Here is a 16,289-nt window from a genome sequence, read left to right on the forward strand (position 1 = left end):
AACGATAATCGCTACTCTCCTTTTTTATGTCTGTTGAATGAATGATACCGTGTACCTTGATAGGTTAAAATGCCAAGATCACCTTCTACAAGCTGACCATAATCGTAGCCATTCATCTTTAGTTCATGCCGTTCTCCGTTTTGCTCTTCAAACGTAACGTAGTAGGACGTAGATGCCCCAGAATTGTTAGATCCCCCACGTATATTCGTACGCTTTGTCACAACCTTAGCGGGTACCGTTAATATTGGTGAACGGTTGTTTTTAGACCAAGTGATAATACCGTTTACAATCATAAAGGCTATGCTCCCAAAAACAATAAAGAAGATGATGGTAATAAAAGCAGAGCCAAATAAAAAATCATTATCAAACCAAAACATAAATTCCTCCCTTTCTTTAAGGTAGAAACAATACTTAAAGAGGATTTAATTCAAGATCTACTATCACGTCTATTTCATCGCTAATCAATACACCACCTGTTTCTAAAAAGGTATTGTAGACTAGATTAAAATCACGACGATCAATTTGGGCTTTAGCTTGGAAGCCAAAAACTTCTTGTGCCCATGGATTCACACCTTTTCCTGTATATACTGTTGTAAATACGATAGGTCTTGTTATGTTTTTGATGGTTAAATCACCATGAATAGCAAAATTTTTATCATCAAGTTTATCAATATATGTAGAGGTAAATACTATTTTTGGATAGACGTCTGCATCAAAAAAGTCAGGAGACACAAGGTGGACATCACGATCATGATTCTTGGTGGAGACACTAGCCACTGTAATCGTGATAGAAATGTTTGCATCCTGCATTTGTTCGATATTGGATGTAACTATTTCACCGCTGTACGATTCAAACGTACCATGAATACGAGAAATCATCATATGTCTTACGGAAAACCCGATCGTTGAATGACTGAAATCAATAGCATATTTTTTCATTTGAAAACCTCCTAAAACAGCATTCTACAACGAATGATAAAGTAAACAAATCGCATATTCAATGAGTTTTTTATAAATGTGGAAGTATTTCCCTCTATAAAAGTGTAATCTGTGAACATGAAACAGAACATATTTAAAATCGAATAGGCATATTATTGGAAATATGTGCATTTTATTAAGATAGCGTTTAGTCTAAGACATTTTATGTTCCCTTGTTAGATATGTCCAACATTGAAATTGTGAGTTACTATTTGTAATTAAATATATAAAAGTTAATAGATTATTTTACGTAAATAAGTTACTTCAAATTTACATTTAGTGCATTAATCGTTACAATAGTTACATAGAGGTGAAAAATTATGAATGAGACAACTTTGTGTCCTCGTTTAGCTAAAGCAATGGATTTAATCGGAAAACGATGGACAGGGTTAATATTATATCAATTACTAGATGGACCACAGCGCTTTAATGAAATCGAATCTGCACTACCTGTCAGTGGACGTTTATTATCAGAACGTTTAAAGGAGCTTGAAAAAGAGGGGCTTGTTGAACGTAAAGTATATTCAGAAGTACCGGTACGCGTTGAGTATTCATTAACAGATAAAGGTCAGGCACTTGAAGGTGCTATCCGCAATATCGAAACATGGGCAAGTAGTTGGCTCTAGGGTGAATGGATTATTTTACTAGATAATACAATGAAATAGTGTCCTAAAAACGACACTTGGAATGACTGTCAATTTTCTTTATAATATTCATCATCTCTGCACAGGTCTTACCTGTCTTTTAATATGAGATAAAAATACCCTTCATTTTACTTGTCAAATTGGGGTTGTAAATCCATACTGGTGTAGAGTAAGAAGGACGTTAGAAAGGAATTAGCTCTCATGACAAAAGAACAATGGGCGATGGATTTAGCAAAAAGTATTAATCCTGCCAATATTAAGTTAAATGAATCATTACAACAATACACAATGACAAAATTAGGTGGCAAAGCAGATGTTTTTGTTCTTCCTGAAACAGAAGAAGAGGCGGCATCCGTTATTCGCTATGCATATATAAATAATATTCCTTTATTAATGTTAGGTAACGGATCTAATATGGTTGTTCGAGATGGCGGTCATAGAGGAATCGTTGTAACATTTTCACGCTTAGATGAGATTCGTATTACTGGTGAGCATGTATATGCTCAAAGTGGTGCACTGATCAAAGATGTATCAAAGCTATCAGCGCAAGCATCCTTAACAGGTTTTGAATTTGCATGTGGTATTCCTGGATCAATTGGCGGAGCAATGGCTATGAACGCAGGTGCCTATGGCGGTGAGATTAAAGATATTATTGTTTCATCGAAGGTGTTAACAAAAGAAGGGGACATTTTAATATTAGGTAAAGAAGACCTTGAGCTAGGATACCGACAAAGCATTATTGCCAAAAAGGGTTATTATGTGCTGTCCTCTGAATTTCAATTAGCAGTTGGCGTACAGGAGGAAATTGATGCGAAGATTGCTGATTTAACCTTCCAACGTGAATCAAAACAGCCTTTAGAATATCCATCTGCTGGAAGTGTATTTAAACGCCCACCTGGTCATTTTGCTGGAAAACTTATTCAAGATAGTGGCCTACAAGGTAAAGGTGTTGGTGATGCTGAAGTCTCTACCAAGCATGCAGGATTTATTGTCAACAAAGGAAATGCTACTGCTTCAGACTATATTAAGACAATCCAAATGGTTCAACGTGTAGTGAAAGAAAAATTTGGCATTGAATTAGAGACGGAAGTCAAAATTGTTGGTGACGATCTATAATAGGATGCCCTTCGCATAAGCCGAAGGGCGTTTTTTTAGGAGTGTGGATAAAATGAAATTTATATCATGGAATGTTAATGGGATACGAGCATGTCTAGGTAAAGGCTTTTTAGAGTTCTTTCATCAAATAGATGCAGATTTCTTTTGTATCCAAGAAACAAAATGTCAGGCTGGACAAGTTGAGCTCTCTATCGAAGGTTATGAGCAGTATTGGAATTACGCGCAGAAAAAAGGGTATTCTGGAACAGCAATTTTCACGAAACACACGCCATTGTCTGTTAAGTATGGGGTGGGCGCCGAAGATTCTCAGGATGAAGGCAGAATTATAACATTAGAATATAAGAATTTCTATTTAGTAAATGTTTATACTCCAAATGCACAGCGTGATTTAGCGCGGTTACCATTACGTTTACAATGGGAGGATCGTTTAGCTAGCTATTTACAAGAACTAAATAGTCAGAAGCCAGTGGTTTATTGTGGTGATCTAAATGTTGCACACACGGAAATTGATTTAAAAAATGCAAAATCTAATATTGGAAATTCGGGCTTTACATATGAAGAGAGAGCAAAATTTTCAGCGTTATTGGAAAGCGGTTTTGTAGATTCTTTTAGATACAAGCATCCCGAGGAAACTGACCACTACACATGGTGGTCCTATATGAATAAAGTGCGTGAACGTAATATTGGTTGGCGTATCGATTATTTTGTTGTATCCAATCAATTGAAGGAACAAATTGAAAGCGCAACAATTCACCCACACATTATGGGCAGTGATCATTGTCCAATTGAATTGCAATTACAATGCTAGTACTTAAATCGTATTTTCTAAATGGAAATACGATTTTTTGTATTTGTAACTTAATAAGGTGACTTTTAAAAATGTGAGATTTAGCAATGCCAGGGGGTACCTTCAAAGTGAGGAGTAGACGCTACAATCACATGGGAACCCGCCCTAAAGTAGGGAAGAACGCTCCAATCATGTGGGAATCCGCTTCCACCATATAAGTCCGCTCCACGAGAGAAGATAAAAGAAAATATACTCTATAGAATCATTATACCTCTATGAACATACGAATTTTTAACATTACTCAGTAGCCTTCATAATTCCTATTGATTATACTATTCTAATAGCGGATAAATATAAAATTTTGTATTTAGAGACAATTTTATATACATAAAATAAGAAATTTCGCTAAAAAATTTTGCGTTACAAAGCGGGTTTGGGAAGGTAGTACGGGAATATAGTGCAAAAAGGGGGTTATGCAGTGGGGAAGAGAAAGTTTAATTGGAAAAAGTGGCTAATTGTCATAGCTGGGATAATAACTGCTTTGGCTCTTGTGGCTTTCATTGGATTTACATGGTTTATGAATAAATCTAAGCCGGTGATTGATGGTGAATTAGCTGTTACTATTCTGGATCAGGATGTGACAGTTACGAGAGATGAAAAAGGGGTTCCGCATATTTTTGCCAAAACAGATGCGGATTTGTATCGTGCGCAAGGTTATGTCCAAGCACAGGATAGACTATTTCAAATGGACTTAGCACGTAGGCAGGCAAGTGGTCGACTATCTGAAATTATTGGAGAAGCAACGATTAATACTGACAAACATTTCCGTACATTTAGCTTACGAGATGCTGCAGAGAAATCATTAGCTGCCTATGATGACGAAAGCAAACAAGTACTTGAATGGTATGCCGAAGGAGTAAATGCTTTTATTGCACAGGCAAAGGAAAGCAATACACTAAGCTATGAATTCGCTTTGTTAGGCTATGAACCTGAGGAGTGGACAGTTGTTGATTCCTTAACCATTGGAAAATATATGGCCTATGATCTGGGTGGAAATTGGAATACGTTAGCTTTTCGTCATTGGGCACTACAGAATTTTGATGAAGAAAAGGCAAAAGAATTATTTATTAAATACCCAGAAAATGCTTCAGCGATTATCGAGGCCAATATCCAAAATCCTGTAGCAGTAGCTGGGCAATTCAGTGCGGAAATGCTACCAAACGAATTTAACGGAAGTAATAACTGGGTAGTTTCAGGTGATAAAACGAAATCAGGAACGCCTATTTTAGCAGATGACCCACATTTAGGGTTAAGCACCCCTTCTATTTGGTATCAAATGCATCTGCAATCACCACAGCAAAACGTTAGTGGCGTTATCTTTGCAGGGATTCCAGGTATTATTTTAGGCCATAATGATGAAATTGCTTGGGGGGTAACCAATGTGGGTCCAGATGTACAGGATTTATATATTGAAATACCAAATCCAGATAATCCAACACAATTTCGATACGATGGAAAGTGGGAACAAGCAGAGGTGCGCGACGAATCAATTAAGGTAAAAGATGGAGAAACGGTAGATTTTGAAGTCGTTGTTACACGTCACGGCCCTATAATGACAGATTTAGCTTTTAAAGATACAGAGCCAACCGCACAATTTTCGATGCAGTGGACAGCACTACAACCGACAGCTGAACTAAGAGCAGTGCTTGGTTTTAATAAGGCAAAAACTTGGGGTGATTTCGAAAAAGCATTAGAAGACTTTAAAGCGCCAGCACAAAATTTTGTATTTGCATCAAAAGACGGTACGATTGCCTATAAAGCTAATGGTCAAATACCTATTCGTAAGCAAGGTGAGGGCCAATTACCAGTTCCAGGTGATTCGAGTGAATATGGCTGGGAGGGCTTTATCCCATGGGATGAATTACCAACTCTGGTAAATCCAAAAGAAGGTTTTATTGCAACGGCAAATAACCAAGTAATAGGAGAGGACTACCCTTATCACATAACTGATTTCTGGGCGCAACCTTATCGTTTCGAAAGAATTAAAGAAGTGTTAGAGGCAAATGATGCGATTACAGTAGAAGATATGATGGCTTTGCAAATGGATCAGCACAACCTCTATGCAAGAGAATTTCTGCCTGATTTATTAACATCTTTAAAAGAAAAAGATCAGGATGGGAAGTATGCCGAGATTATAGCCATGCTAGAGAAGTGGGATATGGTAGACGCAAAGGAATCAGGTGCACCACTTGTGTTCCATACATTAATGATTAAGCTACAGGAAGTTTTGTTTAAAGATCAAATGCCTGAAGATATGTATGGCATCATGTATGGGAAGTTTAATATTACAGACCAGCTCTTACGTACAGCCTATTCAGGAGAGAAAAGCATTTGGATTGAGGAGCAGGGTGGCATTGATGAAACCATATACAAGGCATTTGAGCTAACAATTGCACAATTAGAAGATCAATTCGGAAAAAATTCCTCGAAATGGCAATGGGGTGATTACCATCAGCTTACTTTTGACCATACACTAGGAAGTGCATCGCCTATTCTTGCAGCCTATTTTAATGCTAAAAAGGTTCCTATTGGTGGATCAAAAGTTACCGTACAAGCAGCAGATAATGATTTAGCTGGTAATGTAGATCACGGTGCATCTTGGCGTTTTGTGGTGGATGTAGGTGATTTAAGCTCAGCCTATCATATTGTTGGTCCTGGTCAAAGTGGTCATGTAAAATCTGATTGGTATCAAGATCAGGTGCTGGATTGGGCAAATGGTGATTACCATCAAACATTTATTAAACAGGAAGAGATAAAAGGGAAAACATTACAATTAATAGCGAAGTAATAAAAGAGTTAGCGTACAGAAAGTGCGCTAACTTTTTTATTTAAGGATATACATCCTAACATTCAAATATTCGTTTGAATATGATGGAATAATATGTTACATTGAATACAATCAAACGAATATTTGAATGAGGTGAGAAAAATGCCGAAAGAAATATGTGAGGTGACGCATGTACATGAAGAGGCAGTCACAAAGGTGAAACAACAAATGCCTGATTTATCAGGTGTAGCCAAATTTTTAAAAGCGTTAGCTGATGAAACTAGACTTAAAATTGCCTATGCTTTAACGGTGGAAGATGAACTATGTGTTTGTGATGTTGCAACTATTATTGGTTCTTCAGTTGCTACAGCATCCCATCATTTACGATATTTGAAAGATAATAATTTAGCGAGATCACACCGCAAAGGTAAGCAAATGTATTACTCTTTAGCGGATGAGCATGTATATCAAATTGTAACAATTGCCTACGAACATGCGAAAGAGGGGATTGCGAATGGCAACGACACCAATTAAACAAGAATACAGATTGCAAAATTTATCTTGCGCTAGTTGTGCTGCAAAGTTTGAGAAAAACGTAAAGGCTATACCAGAAGTACAGGATGCACAAGTGAATTTTGGTGCTTCTAAAATTACAGTAATCGGTGCTATTAGTGTAGACCAAATTGAAGAAGCAGGTGCCTTTGATGGCATTAAGGTTACACAATCGGCAGCAAAAGCACTTGAAAATACTACACCTTTTTATCGTAAAAAGGAAAACGTTTTAGTAGGAATTTCATTGCTTTTTGTCATTCTAGGTTATCTATTTGCGGGTATGAATGGGGAATCGAGCCCGCTACCGATTTCCATGTTCATTATAGCTATCCTTGTGGGTGGAGTGGGTATTTTTAAAATAGGCTTCCGTAATTTAGTTCGCTTTGAATTTGATATGAAGACGCTTATGACAATCGCCATCATTGGAGCTGCTATTATCGGTGAATGGGAAGAAGCGGCAGTTGTCGTATTTTTATTTGCTGTGAGTGAGGCACTTGAAGCGTATTCAATGGATAAGGCACGTCAATCTATTCGTCAACTAATGGATATTGCTCCACCAACAGCGATTATCAAAAGAGCCCACGGTGAACACTACCATGAGGTTGAGTTACCTACTGAGGATATAGAAATAGGAGATATTTTGATTGTAAAGCCTGGGCAAAAGATTGCGATGGATGGCATAGTCATTAGTGGGTTGTCTGCAGTCAATCAGGCAGCTATTACAGGTGAGTCGATTCCCGTAAATAAAACAGTAAATGATGAAGTATTTGCTGGGACTTTAAATGAAGAGGGTGCTCTTGAAGTACGTGTGACAAAGCGTGTAGAAGATACTACTATCGCTAAAATAATTCATCTAGTGGAAGAAGCACAAGCAGAAAAGGCACCTTCTCAGCAATTTGTAGATCGCTTTGCAAAGTATTATACACCAGCGATTATGGTTATTGCTTTTTTAGTAGCTGTAATTCCACCTTTAATAGTAGGTGATTGGCAGCATTGGATTTACCAAGGGCTAGCTGTTTTAGTAGTAGGATGTCCTTGCGCACTGGTCGTCTCTACGCCCGTCGCCATTGTTACAGCCATTGGTAATGCAGCAAGGCAAGGTGTACTGATCAAAGGTGGTGTTCATTTAGAGCAGCTAGGACATATTGAAGCTGTTGCCTTTGACAAAACAGGAACATTAACGAAGGGGCAGCCAGCAGTAACAGATATCGTAACGACTGAAAACTGGTCAGAGGACTATGTGTTACAACTAGTGGCAGCGGTAGAAAAACAGTCACAGCACCCTTTAGCTAAAGCAATTTTAAATAGATTACACGATAAAAAATTATCTGAGCTAATACCAACAAATTTCCAATCAGTAACAGGAAAAGGTGCCTATGCTACCGTTGATAATCAGATTATTTATGTAGGTAGCATGAAATGGGCTACTTCATTAACTTCTGTAGATCAAAACATAGAAAGTCAGGTTAAGAATCTGCAAGAACAGGGTAAAACAGTAGTAGCAGCTGTTTCGAATAATCAACTTATTGGACTGGTTGCAATTGCTGATCAATTACGTCATGAAAGCAAGGATGTATTGAACAAATTAAATGCCTTAAAAGTAAAGCATATGGTGATGTTAACAGGCGATGCAGAGCCTACTGCGCAAGCCATTGCTACTTCATTAAAGATGACAGATGTGCGCGCTGGCTTGTTACCAGAAGAAAAATTAAAGGCGATTAAGGATTTACGTAAACAATTTGGTGCTGTAGCAATGGTTGGAGATGGTGTAAACGATGCACCAGCATTGGCCACTGCAAATGTAGGAATTGCCATGGGTGGAGCAGGAACAGATGCAGCTCTTGAGACAGCAGATATTGCCTTAATGGGTGATGATTTAACAAAGCTTCCTTACACTATTGGATTGAGCAGAAAAACATTACGTATCATTAAAGAGAATATTATATTTGCCCTAGTTTTAAAATTAATTGCATTGCTACTTGTCATACCTGGTTGGTTAACATTATGGATAGCAATTTTTGCCGATATGGGTGCGACACTATTAGTTGTGTTTAATTCATTAAGACTAATTAGAGCAAAAAAGTAGTAAGTAAGGTGTAGAACAATCTGAAAAGGTAGGAAATTAATCTTGCTTTGACACAAGGGATTTTATGTGAATAGATGCTACTTGTGATTCTTGAAAAAGACTTTTTTTAAGGCTATTATAGTTTCAGGAGTAATGTAACAATTAAATATAAATGAGGCGAAAGTTTGAATATGTCAGATCCTATTTTAGTAAATGTTACAGAAGAAATTGTGCGTGGTTTAGTAAGCTTTTTACTACGAGGACCAGAATATCAAACATTTTGTAAATGCGAAATCTGTGAATTAGACACGGTGGCACTTACACTAAATGCATTGCCAAGTAAGTATGTTACATCTATGGAAGCTAGAGATGAGGCATTTAAAGAAATGAATACTCCTGGAAACATTGAGCGTATTAATAAAGAGATTATTCATGCGTTACATGTGGTAAATAAGTATCCTCGACACAAAATAGAGCCTACTTCTTAATAGAAGAGGCTCTATTTAAGTTGTATAGGAAGTGTTTTTCTAGGCAATGTATTTTCAGTTAACTTTTAAGCCAAGCTTGTAGTAAACTAGAGAGTAAGAAAAGGAAAGAGAGGGAAAAGGATATGCCAACACCTAGTATGGAGGACCATATCGAACAAATATATTTATTAATTGCCAACAAGGGATATGCGAGAGTGTCTGACATTGCTGAAGCATTATCTGTTCTTCCTTCTTCTGTTACAAAAATGGTTCAAAAATTAGATAAAGATGGTTATTTAGTTTATGAAAAGTACCGTGGACTGACATTGACGCCTAAAGGGGATAAGCTCGGAAAGCGTCTTGTGCAGCGTCATGAATTGCTCGAGCAGTTTTTACGAATGATTGGTGTGGATGAAGAACGTATTTATGATGATGTAGAGGGAATTGAACATCATTTAAGTTGGAATTCAATCGATCGTATTGCAGATCTTGTGCAAGTAATGGAAGAAAATCCAGACATCGTGAAAAAATTAGAGGCATCTAAGACACAGCACAATCTTTAAAATGATGGTGTGAAGGAAAGGGAGACAATATGAACGCATTAAAATCAGGTGAAGTCGTTACATTAACGGTATTAGAGCAACAAGCATCAAAATGGATTTTAACAAATGGAGTTGAAGAACTACCTTTAAATGCTTCAGAGGTAACAGAGCCACTAACAGTAGGTGACCGCCTTGAAGTATTTTTATTTGCAGACCGTCGTGGAGATTTGGCTGCAACAACGGCTATTCCAGCTTTTACACAAGGTGAATATGGCTGGGCACGTGTCTTGAAAGTAGTGGAACGTGAAGGTGCTTTTGTGGATATTGGTACATCTCGTGAAGTATTAGTAAGAGCAGAAGATTTACCTGCATTAAAAGAGGTATGGCCAGAACCAGGCGATCATTTATTTATGACACTACGTACAGATCGTAACGGTGATTTATTTGGTCGTTTAGCCACAGAGGAAAAAATTTCGGAGCTATATGAAGGTGCATTTGAAGATATGCACAATAAGAATATCCAAGCACGCCCATATCGTTTGTTACCGATCGGGACATTTTTGCTAGGTGTAGAGGTTCCTTACCGTATTTTTGTGCATGAGTCTGAGCGAAATAATGAGCCTCGATTAGGACAAGATGTAGTTGTACGTATTATTGATGTAAAAGACGATGGTTCCATGAATGGCTCACTTTTACCAAGAAAACATGAGCGTCTTTCAAATGATGCGCAACAAATATTAAAGTATATACAGGATGTGGGCGGTAAAATGCCATTTGGTGATAAATCGTCTCCTGAAGAGATTCAAGAAATGTTTAATATGAGTAAAGGGGCATTTAAACGTGCCTTAGGAACGTTAATGAAAGCTGGTAAAGTGAAACAACAAGACGGTTGGACTGAAGAAATTTAAAGGATGGTTTGTTTGACTAGCTAGCAAAACATTTACAACAGGAAAAGTGACGAGAGACATCCTTGAAACCTTCTCGTCTTTTTTTCGTACTAATTATTGTATAGTGGCATACATTATACTTGCTAATTATGAAGTTTTAGCGAAAGGGGTCACACGATTTGAAAAAAACATGGATTAAAATACTAACTGCTACTATGTTAGTATTTGGAGTGATGGCACCAGCAACAGGATTTGCATCTGACAATACGCCTCCAAAAGCAATTGATGAAAAACTAGGCGTACCGATCGTCGTGTATGGAGCAAATTTATCTGAGGCTGAAAAAGAGTCTGTAAAAAAATCATTAAAAGTAAGCGAAGAACCTGAAATTGAAGAAATTACTGTGTCTGGTGAGGATCTAGTAAAATACATTAAAGATAGTAATTCAAGCTCACGTATGTACTCTTCTGCAAAGATTACACGCAGAGAAGCAGGAGAGGGTCTAGTAATACAAATTGTCACACCATCAAATATAACGCAGGTAACTTCAGAGATGTACGCAAATGCGATGTTAACAGCAGGAATTCAGGATGCATCCGTACAAGTAGCTGCACCGAAAGCCGTTACAGGGCATTCAGCATTAGTAGGTATTTACAAGGCATATGAGGTCACTACAGGGGAAACACTGGATATTGATCGTACAGATGTAGCAAACGAAGAATTATCAGTAGCAACATCCATTGCAGAATCTGCAGGGGTAGACGATGCAAAGGTTGCGGAATTACTGACAGAAATTAAAAAGCAAATTGCAGAGCTAAAGCCAGCAACACGTGAAGATGTGGAGAAAATTGTAGAAGAGCAATTAAGTAAGCTTGAAATTAATTTAAGTGAAAAGGACCGTCAATTGCTAGTGGATCTAATGGATAAAATAAGCAAGTTGGACATTGATTTTAGTAAATGGTCTGATCAATTAAATGATATCAGTAATACAATCCAAGAAAAATTCGGCTCACTTATGGAAGATAAAGGTTTCTGGGAAAGCGTAAAAAGCTTTTTTGCTAATTTAAAAGATACTATTTCTTCATGGTTTAACTAAATTTATAGTTGATAGAAAGGAATCTGTTATACCTTCTCACTTTGCTAGAGAAGGTGTACAGATTTTTTTGATGCAACAAGTGAAAGATTTTGAAGTGTGATGTTTTCGACATAGGAAAGCTAACCGAATATCTGGACATAGCTTCGCTGATTTGATAAAAGAAGCGTACACAAATTTTGTGAAAATATAAAAAGCTATGGTACTATGAATAAAAGGAGTGGTGAGAAATGGAATTCCAATTACAACAATTAGCAGAAAATAAGTTTGCATTTTTGAATGAGCAAGCAGGGGAAAAACTAGCAGAAATTACTTGGCAGCAAAATGGCTCAGTAATGGTAATGGATCACACATATGTATCTGATAAGCTCCGTGGTCAAGGTGTGGCCAAACAATTACTCGATCAAGCAGCATCGTATGCACGCGAAAATGGTTATAAAATGAAGGCCGTTTGTTCCTATGTGGTGGCAGCATTTGAAAAGTCAGATGCATACAATGATGTAAAACAATAAAAAATAAGGCAATCTGCTTTTAATTAAGCGGATTGCCTTTTAATTGCTAGAGCAAATCATGTAAATAGCTCCTTATAATAGAATGACACTATAAATTAGTACTGTTAAGAAGCCAGCCCCGCCAATTAATGAAGCCATATCTATCCAATCGTATGCTAAATCGAAATCTTTCATTTTAACCACTCTCCTATTTTAGTATTAATTCATTAATTCCCTTTACTTGCCTTTTATAATCATAAATAGTTACAAAATTTTGACGAATGCTAAAAATAAGGGTACGATAACTGGGCTTTAATAGGAAATAGAGTGAGATTGTCTGCATTAAAAACTAGACGAACTACAATGGATTGACGGAGTTTTTACTAGATAAAAGGGCAAGTATTTATCCATACATTAATATATATGCTAGAGGGTATAAAAAAATAATGTTTATTCTTTTAAGAATAGGGAAAAACTATACTACAGAGCTAGTTTCTATATTTTTAGGAGGTTATAAACTATGGCAAAACGAAAAGGAACAGGTGTTGTCGTTGCAGGATTAGCAGGACTAGCAGCATCTTATTTCAGTAAAAAAGAGAATCGTGATAAAGCACTAACAATGTTTAATAGTATGAAAGCAAAATTAGAGTCGTATCTTACTACAGGTCCTGATATGCATGACAATATTGCAGAACGTGTAGCTACAGAGGTAGCAACAGAGGCTGGTACTTCACCAACTAAAATTGCCTCGAATGAAATGGTAGCTGAAGGTGGAGGACATACTGGTGTCCATTTCTATAATGAAGAAATTCAAGAAAAGGAAAAGTAAACAAAAAACCTTCTCATCTAAGCATGAGAAGGTCTTTTGTGTGGGATAAGAATTGCGCCTGCAAAGAGCAATAATACAAAGCCAGTAAATGCAAAGCCACTGACAGTACCAAGTGATAGCCAACCTAATAAAGAAGAGCCTATAACTACACCTAGAGAGAAAAACGCGTAGAAATAGCCGTAAGCTTTTCCTCGTACTTCAGCAGTTGTAGAGTCAATTAGCAGCGAATTTACTGAAGGGAATAGGAAACCGAATCCGATTCCATAGCAAGCCATTGCTGTATAGAGTAAAGAGCTAGAATTTGCTTGGCTAATTAATAGCTGGCTTATTCCCATTAAACCTATACCAAAAGACAATGTTTTGAGTGGATTAACCTTATCAAAAATACGATTAGTAGGTAATAGGAAAACAAGAACTGCAATAATACCAAATGTACTCATTAAAGTGCCGCTTAAACGAGAGTCGAAGCCTAAGGAATGTACTTTAAGAGGGAGTAGATACGCAATAACCCCTTGAGAAAACATTAAGAAAAAGGCTCCTAAAAAGGCTTTTAATGTTCCTGTGTTATTAAAAAAGACACTGATCGGAATGTAATTACTTGGTTTAGCCTTCTCTTTTTTTACTTGATTTGCTTTCAATATAAAGAACGCAAGGATACCTAGCAGAAGCATAAAGCTTGCTGTGATATTGAAAACAAATGGTACACTTGTCCGGCTAGCTAAAATGCCACTAAATGCAGGGCCTATAATGGCTGCAATACCAACAAAGGCGCCAGAAATAGCACTGCCTTTACCTCTTTTTTCCTGCTCTGTAGCGTTCGCTAGAAATGTAAAGGCAGCAGGAACAATGAAGCCTGCAACAAGGCCATGGATAAAACGTACAATTAATAGAGCAATGGGCTCTTCTACTAAATTATAAAATGTTAATGATAGACCTGTTGTGAGAAGACCTATTATGAGTATGATGAAAGGTCCTTTGCGATCCGTTAAGAAACCAGAAATGATATTACCGAATGTATTGGAAAGCGAATACATGCCCACTGCAAGACCAGTGAGGAATGCCGATGCACCTAAAGACTCAGCATAAGTACTCATAACAGGAAGCTGGGTAAAAAGGTCGAAAAACGAAAAGAAAATAATAGCATAGATAAATTTCTTCATGGTTCCTCCGATAAATAGAACATTATAGTCAATAAGATTAATATAGTCCTATTATAGCATCTTCCAATCGATAATACTTCTCACTTGTTTTTTGCTTTCACGTATAAAAAACGTCTAATAAGTATTAACTTATTAGACGTAGAGAATTTAATAATTAAGCTTTTGCAACTTCTTTTTTCATTGTTTTGTTTTTAGCAAGATTTACATGCCAAGAAAGTGCTTCCTCTAACAGATGAGGAGTTTGGTGGTTGCCAGTTGCTTCAACTGCACGGTTATAGTAATCCCATAATTGTTCTTTGTAATCTGGGTGTGCACAGTTTTCAATAATTAAAGGTACACGTTCTTTTGGTGCAAGACCACGTAAGTCAGCAATACCTTGTTCTGTAACGATAACATCAACGTCATGCTCTGTATGGTCAACGTGAGATACCATTGGCACGATAGAAGAAATTGCTCCACCTTTTGCGTATGATTTTGTAACAAAAATACCAAGGCGTGCGTTACGTGCGAAGTCACCTGAACCACCGATACCGTTCATCATACGAGTACCAGAAACATGCGTCGAATTAACGTTACCATAGATATCTAACTCAAGAGCTGTGTTGATTGAGATTAGACCCAAACGACGGATAAGCTCAGGGTGGTTAGAAATTTCTTGTGGACGTAAGCAAATTTTATCAGCATACTTTTCTAAATTACCATAAACTTTTTGCTGTAATTCTTCAGTAAGTGTGATTGAAGTTGCAGCAGCGAATTTAACTTTACCAGCATCGATTAAGTTAAATACAGCATCTTGAAGTACTTCAGATGCAACAATTAAATCTTCAAATTCTGAATCTGCAAAGCCATCAAGTACAGCGTTTGCTACAGAACCTACACCAGATTGCAATGGCATTAATTGATTTGTTAAACGACCCGCTTTAATTTCATCACGGAAGAAGTCTAATAAAATGTTTGCCATCGTTTGTGTTTCTTCATCTGGAGGTACGATTAATGAAGGAGCATCTGGCTCTTCAGAAATAACAATTGCTTTAATTTTAGCTGGATCTACTTTGATACCAATATCACCAAGGCGTTGCATAGCATCTGTCATTGGAATAGCTTCACGTTTACCTTGTTCTCCAGGTACATAAATATCATGGATACCGATTAAAGCTTCTGGATGAGAGATATTTAACTCGATAATAATATTTTCTGCATATTCTGCAAAGATAGGTGAGTTACCTACAGAGTTTGTTGGAATGATTAAACCATCTTCAGTAATAGCAACCGCTTCAAGAATTAAATACTTGATTGGTCCGATAATTCCTTGGCGCACTAGCTCAGCATTATGAGAAAGATGAGCATCTACATATAAGATATCCCCAGAATTAATTAAATTACGGATACCCGCATCACCCTGGAATGGTCCACGTTTACGAATGGCACCAGCTTCTGCTAAGTACTTATCTACTTCTGGTCCTAATGATGCACCTGTATATACATCAATTTTGAATTCTTCATTTTTTGCGCGTTCAACTAATGCCATTGGAACAACTTTTGCATCCCCAGCACGAGTAAAACCACTCATCCCAACTACATCACCATTAGAAATAAGTGCTGCTGCTTCTTCAGCAGTTACAATTTTACTCTCAAGTTCTTTTAAACCTAGGCGTTTTTGAACATTTGCATCCATAAAAAAATCCTCCCCTAAATAATTTTGATGGAAACCGATTACAAAACTAGAAAAAACATTTAAGAATTTTCTGTTTATTCAGTTGTAGTATGACTCCAACCATTTGAATAATACTATCACCAAATTGTCACAAAAACTTTAGAATTAGCATTAAATTGAGTAAAAAAAGGAAAATCGA

General features: G+C 37.0%; 16 protein-coding genes. 12 read left to right on the forward strand and 4 right to left on the reverse strand.

The annotated features are described in order from the left end of the window. Positions 1-11: 11 nt before the first annotated feature. A complete protein-coding gene (locus tag ACMGGO_RS01275) occupies positions 12-377 on the reverse strand; it encodes a DUF2500 domain-containing protein (RefSeq protein WP_066038021.1) in 366 nt (121 codons plus the stop codon). Between the two features lie 34 nt (positions 378-411). Next, positions 412-939, reverse strand: coding sequence for a YceI family protein (locus ACMGGO_RS01280; RefSeq protein WP_048394236.1), 528 nt, complete (start codon positions 937-939; stop codon positions 412-414). Positions 940-1,298: 359 nt separating this feature from the next. On the opposite strand from ACMGGO_RS01280, the gene ACMGGO_RS01285 reads away from it, so the two are divergent. The 12 genes from ACMGGO_RS01285 to ACMGGO_RS01340 all read left to right on the forward strand — a co-directional run bounded on the left by ACMGGO_RS01285 (position 1,299) and on the right by ACMGGO_RS01340 (position 13,276). Continuing rightward, entirely contained in the window at positions 1,299-1,604 is a 306-nt protein-coding gene (locus ACMGGO_RS01285) for a winged helix-turn-helix transcriptional regulator (protein WP_004231981.1), read from the forward strand. Between the two features lie 219 nt (positions 1,605-1,823). Beyond that, positions 1,824-2,738 (forward strand): UDP-N-acetylmuramate dehydrogenase, encoded by a 915-nt coding sequence (murB, locus tag ACMGGO_RS01290; RefSeq protein WP_115674564.1) that lies wholly within the window; start codon positions 1,824-1,826, stop codon positions 2,736-2,738. A gap of 52 nt (positions 2,739-2,790) precedes the next feature. Next, positions 2,791-3,546, forward strand: a complete 756-nt coding sequence (locus tag ACMGGO_RS01295) for an exodeoxyribonuclease III (RefSeq protein WP_048394240.1) — start codon at positions 2,791-2,793, stop codon at positions 3,544-3,546. 457 nt (positions 3,547-4,003) lie between these two features. Continuing rightward, positions 4,004-6,373 carry a penicillin acylase family protein gene (locus ACMGGO_RS01300; RefSeq protein WP_328013025.1) on the forward strand — a complete coding sequence of 790 codons (2,370 nt, stop codon included), beginning with the start codon at positions 4,004-4,006 and terminating at the stop codon, positions 6,371-6,373. Between the two features lie 141 nt (positions 6,374-6,514). Next, the gene (locus ACMGGO_RS01305) at positions 6,515-6,886 is read left to right on the forward strand and encodes an ArsR/SmtB family transcription factor (RefSeq protein ID WP_048394243.1); all 372 of its coding nucleotides are present in this window, start codon (positions 6,515-6,517) and stop codon (positions 6,884-6,886) included. Further along, on the forward strand, positions 6,867-8,990 hold the full coding sequence (locus ACMGGO_RS01310; RefSeq protein WP_420281523.1) for a heavy metal translocating P-type ATPase: 2,124 nt from the start codon (positions 6,867-6,869) through the stop codon (positions 8,988-8,990). The genes ACMGGO_RS01305 and ACMGGO_RS01310 overlap by 20 nt, the downstream gene beginning before the upstream one ends. A gap of 170 nt (positions 8,991-9,160) precedes the next feature. After that, a complete protein-coding gene (locus ACMGGO_RS01315) occupies positions 9,161-9,457 on the forward strand; it encodes a late competence development ComFB family protein (RefSeq protein WP_369700627.1) in 297 nt (98 codons plus the stop codon). A 122-nt stretch (positions 9,458-9,579) separates the two neighbouring features. Beyond that, complete coding sequence (gene mntR, locus ACMGGO_RS01320; protein WP_004231993.1) at positions 9,580-9,999, forward strand: transcriptional regulator MntR; 420 nt, start codon at positions 9,580-9,582, stop codon at positions 9,997-9,999. A 29-nt stretch (positions 10,000-10,028) separates the two neighbouring features. Beyond that, positions 10,029-10,886 (forward strand): S1 RNA-binding domain-containing protein, encoded by an 858-nt coding sequence (locus ACMGGO_RS01325; RefSeq protein WP_048394250.1) that lies wholly within the window; start codon positions 10,029-10,031, stop codon positions 10,884-10,886. 158 nt (positions 10,887-11,044) lie between these two features. Further along, positions 11,045-11,959, forward strand: a complete 915-nt coding sequence (locus tag ACMGGO_RS01330; protein WP_048394252.1) for a DUF1002 domain-containing protein — start codon at positions 11,045-11,047, stop codon at positions 11,957-11,959. A 227-nt stretch (positions 11,960-12,186) separates the two neighbouring features. Continuing rightward, positions 12,187-12,468, forward strand: coding sequence for a GNAT family N-acetyltransferase (locus ACMGGO_RS01335; protein WP_009370656.1), 282 nt, complete (start codon positions 12,187-12,189; stop codon positions 12,466-12,468). A 499-nt stretch (positions 12,469-12,967) separates the two neighbouring features. After that, a complete protein-coding gene (locus tag ACMGGO_RS01340) occupies positions 12,968-13,276 on the forward strand; it encodes a hypothetical protein (RefSeq protein ID WP_004232000.1) in 309 nt (102 codons plus the stop codon). Between the two features lie 17 nt (positions 13,277-13,293). Here ACMGGO_RS01340 and ACMGGO_RS01345 read toward each other — a convergent pair whose 3' ends face one another. Continuing rightward, the gene (locus ACMGGO_RS01345) at positions 13,294-14,436 is read right to left on the reverse strand and encodes an MFS transporter (protein ID WP_054549597.1); all 1,143 of its coding nucleotides are present in this window, start codon (positions 14,434-14,436) and stop codon (positions 13,294-13,296) included. 154 nt (positions 14,437-14,590) lie between these two features. Beyond that, positions 14,591-16,111, reverse strand: coding sequence for a succinate CoA transferase (locus ACMGGO_RS01350; RefSeq protein WP_004232003.1), 1,521 nt, complete (start codon positions 16,109-16,111; stop codon positions 14,591-14,593). Positions 16,112-16,289: the final 178 nt, after the last annotated feature.

Origin of the sequence: Lysinibacillus sp. BNK-21 (assembly GCF_048684915.1) — a bacterium.
Classification (GTDB): Bacteria; Bacillota; Bacilli; order Bacillales_A; family Planococcaceae; genus Lysinibacillus; species Lysinibacillus capsici.

Coding starts and splice junctions, on each gene's coding strand:
- ACMGGO_RS01275 (WP_066038021.1), bottom strand. CDS start 377: ATGTTTTGGTTTGATAATGATTTTTTATTTGGCTCTGCTTTTATTACC.
- ACMGGO_RS01280 (WP_048394236.1), bottom strand. CDS start 939: ATGAAAAAATATGCTATTGATTTCAGTCATTCAACGATCGGGTTTTCC.
- ACMGGO_RS01285 (WP_004231981.1), top strand. CDS start 1,299: ATGAATGAGACAACTTTGTGTCCTCGTTTAGCTAAAGCAATGGATTTA.
- murB (WP_115674564.1), top strand. CDS start 1,824: ATGACAAAAGAACAATGGGCGATGGATTTAGCAAAAAGTATTAATCCT.
- ACMGGO_RS01295 (WP_048394240.1), top strand. CDS start 2,791: ATGAAATTTATATCATGGAATGTTAATGGGATACGAGCATGTCTAGGT.
- ACMGGO_RS01305 (WP_048394243.1), top strand. CDS start 6,515: ATGCCGAAAGAAATATGTGAGGTGACGCATGTACATGAAGAGGCAGTC.
- ACMGGO_RS01310 (WP_420281523.1), top strand. CDS start 6,867: ATGGCAACGACACCAATTAAACAAGAATACAGATTGCAAAATTTATCT.
- ACMGGO_RS01315 (WP_369700627.1), top strand. CDS start 9,161: ATGTCAGATCCTATTTTAGTAAATGTTACAGAAGAAATTGTGCGTGGT.
- mntR (WP_004231993.1), top strand. CDS start 9,580: ATGCCAACACCTAGTATGGAGGACCATATCGAACAAATATATTTATTA.
- ACMGGO_RS01325 (WP_048394250.1), top strand. CDS start 10,029: ATGAACGCATTAAAATCAGGTGAAGTCGTTACATTAACGGTATTAGAG.
- ACMGGO_RS01335 (WP_009370656.1), top strand. CDS start 12,187: ATGGAATTCCAATTACAACAATTAGCAGAAAATAAGTTTGCATTTTTG.
- ACMGGO_RS01340 (WP_004232000.1), top strand. CDS start 12,968: ATGGCAAAACGAAAAGGAACAGGTGTTGTCGTTGCAGGATTAGCAGGA.
- ACMGGO_RS01345 (WP_054549597.1), bottom strand. CDS start 14,436: ATGAAGAAATTTATCTATGCTATTATTTTCTTTTCGTTTTTCGACCTT.
- ACMGGO_RS01350 (WP_004232003.1), bottom strand. CDS start 16,111: ATGGATGCAAATGTTCAAAAACGCCTAGGTTTAAAAGAACTTGAGAGT.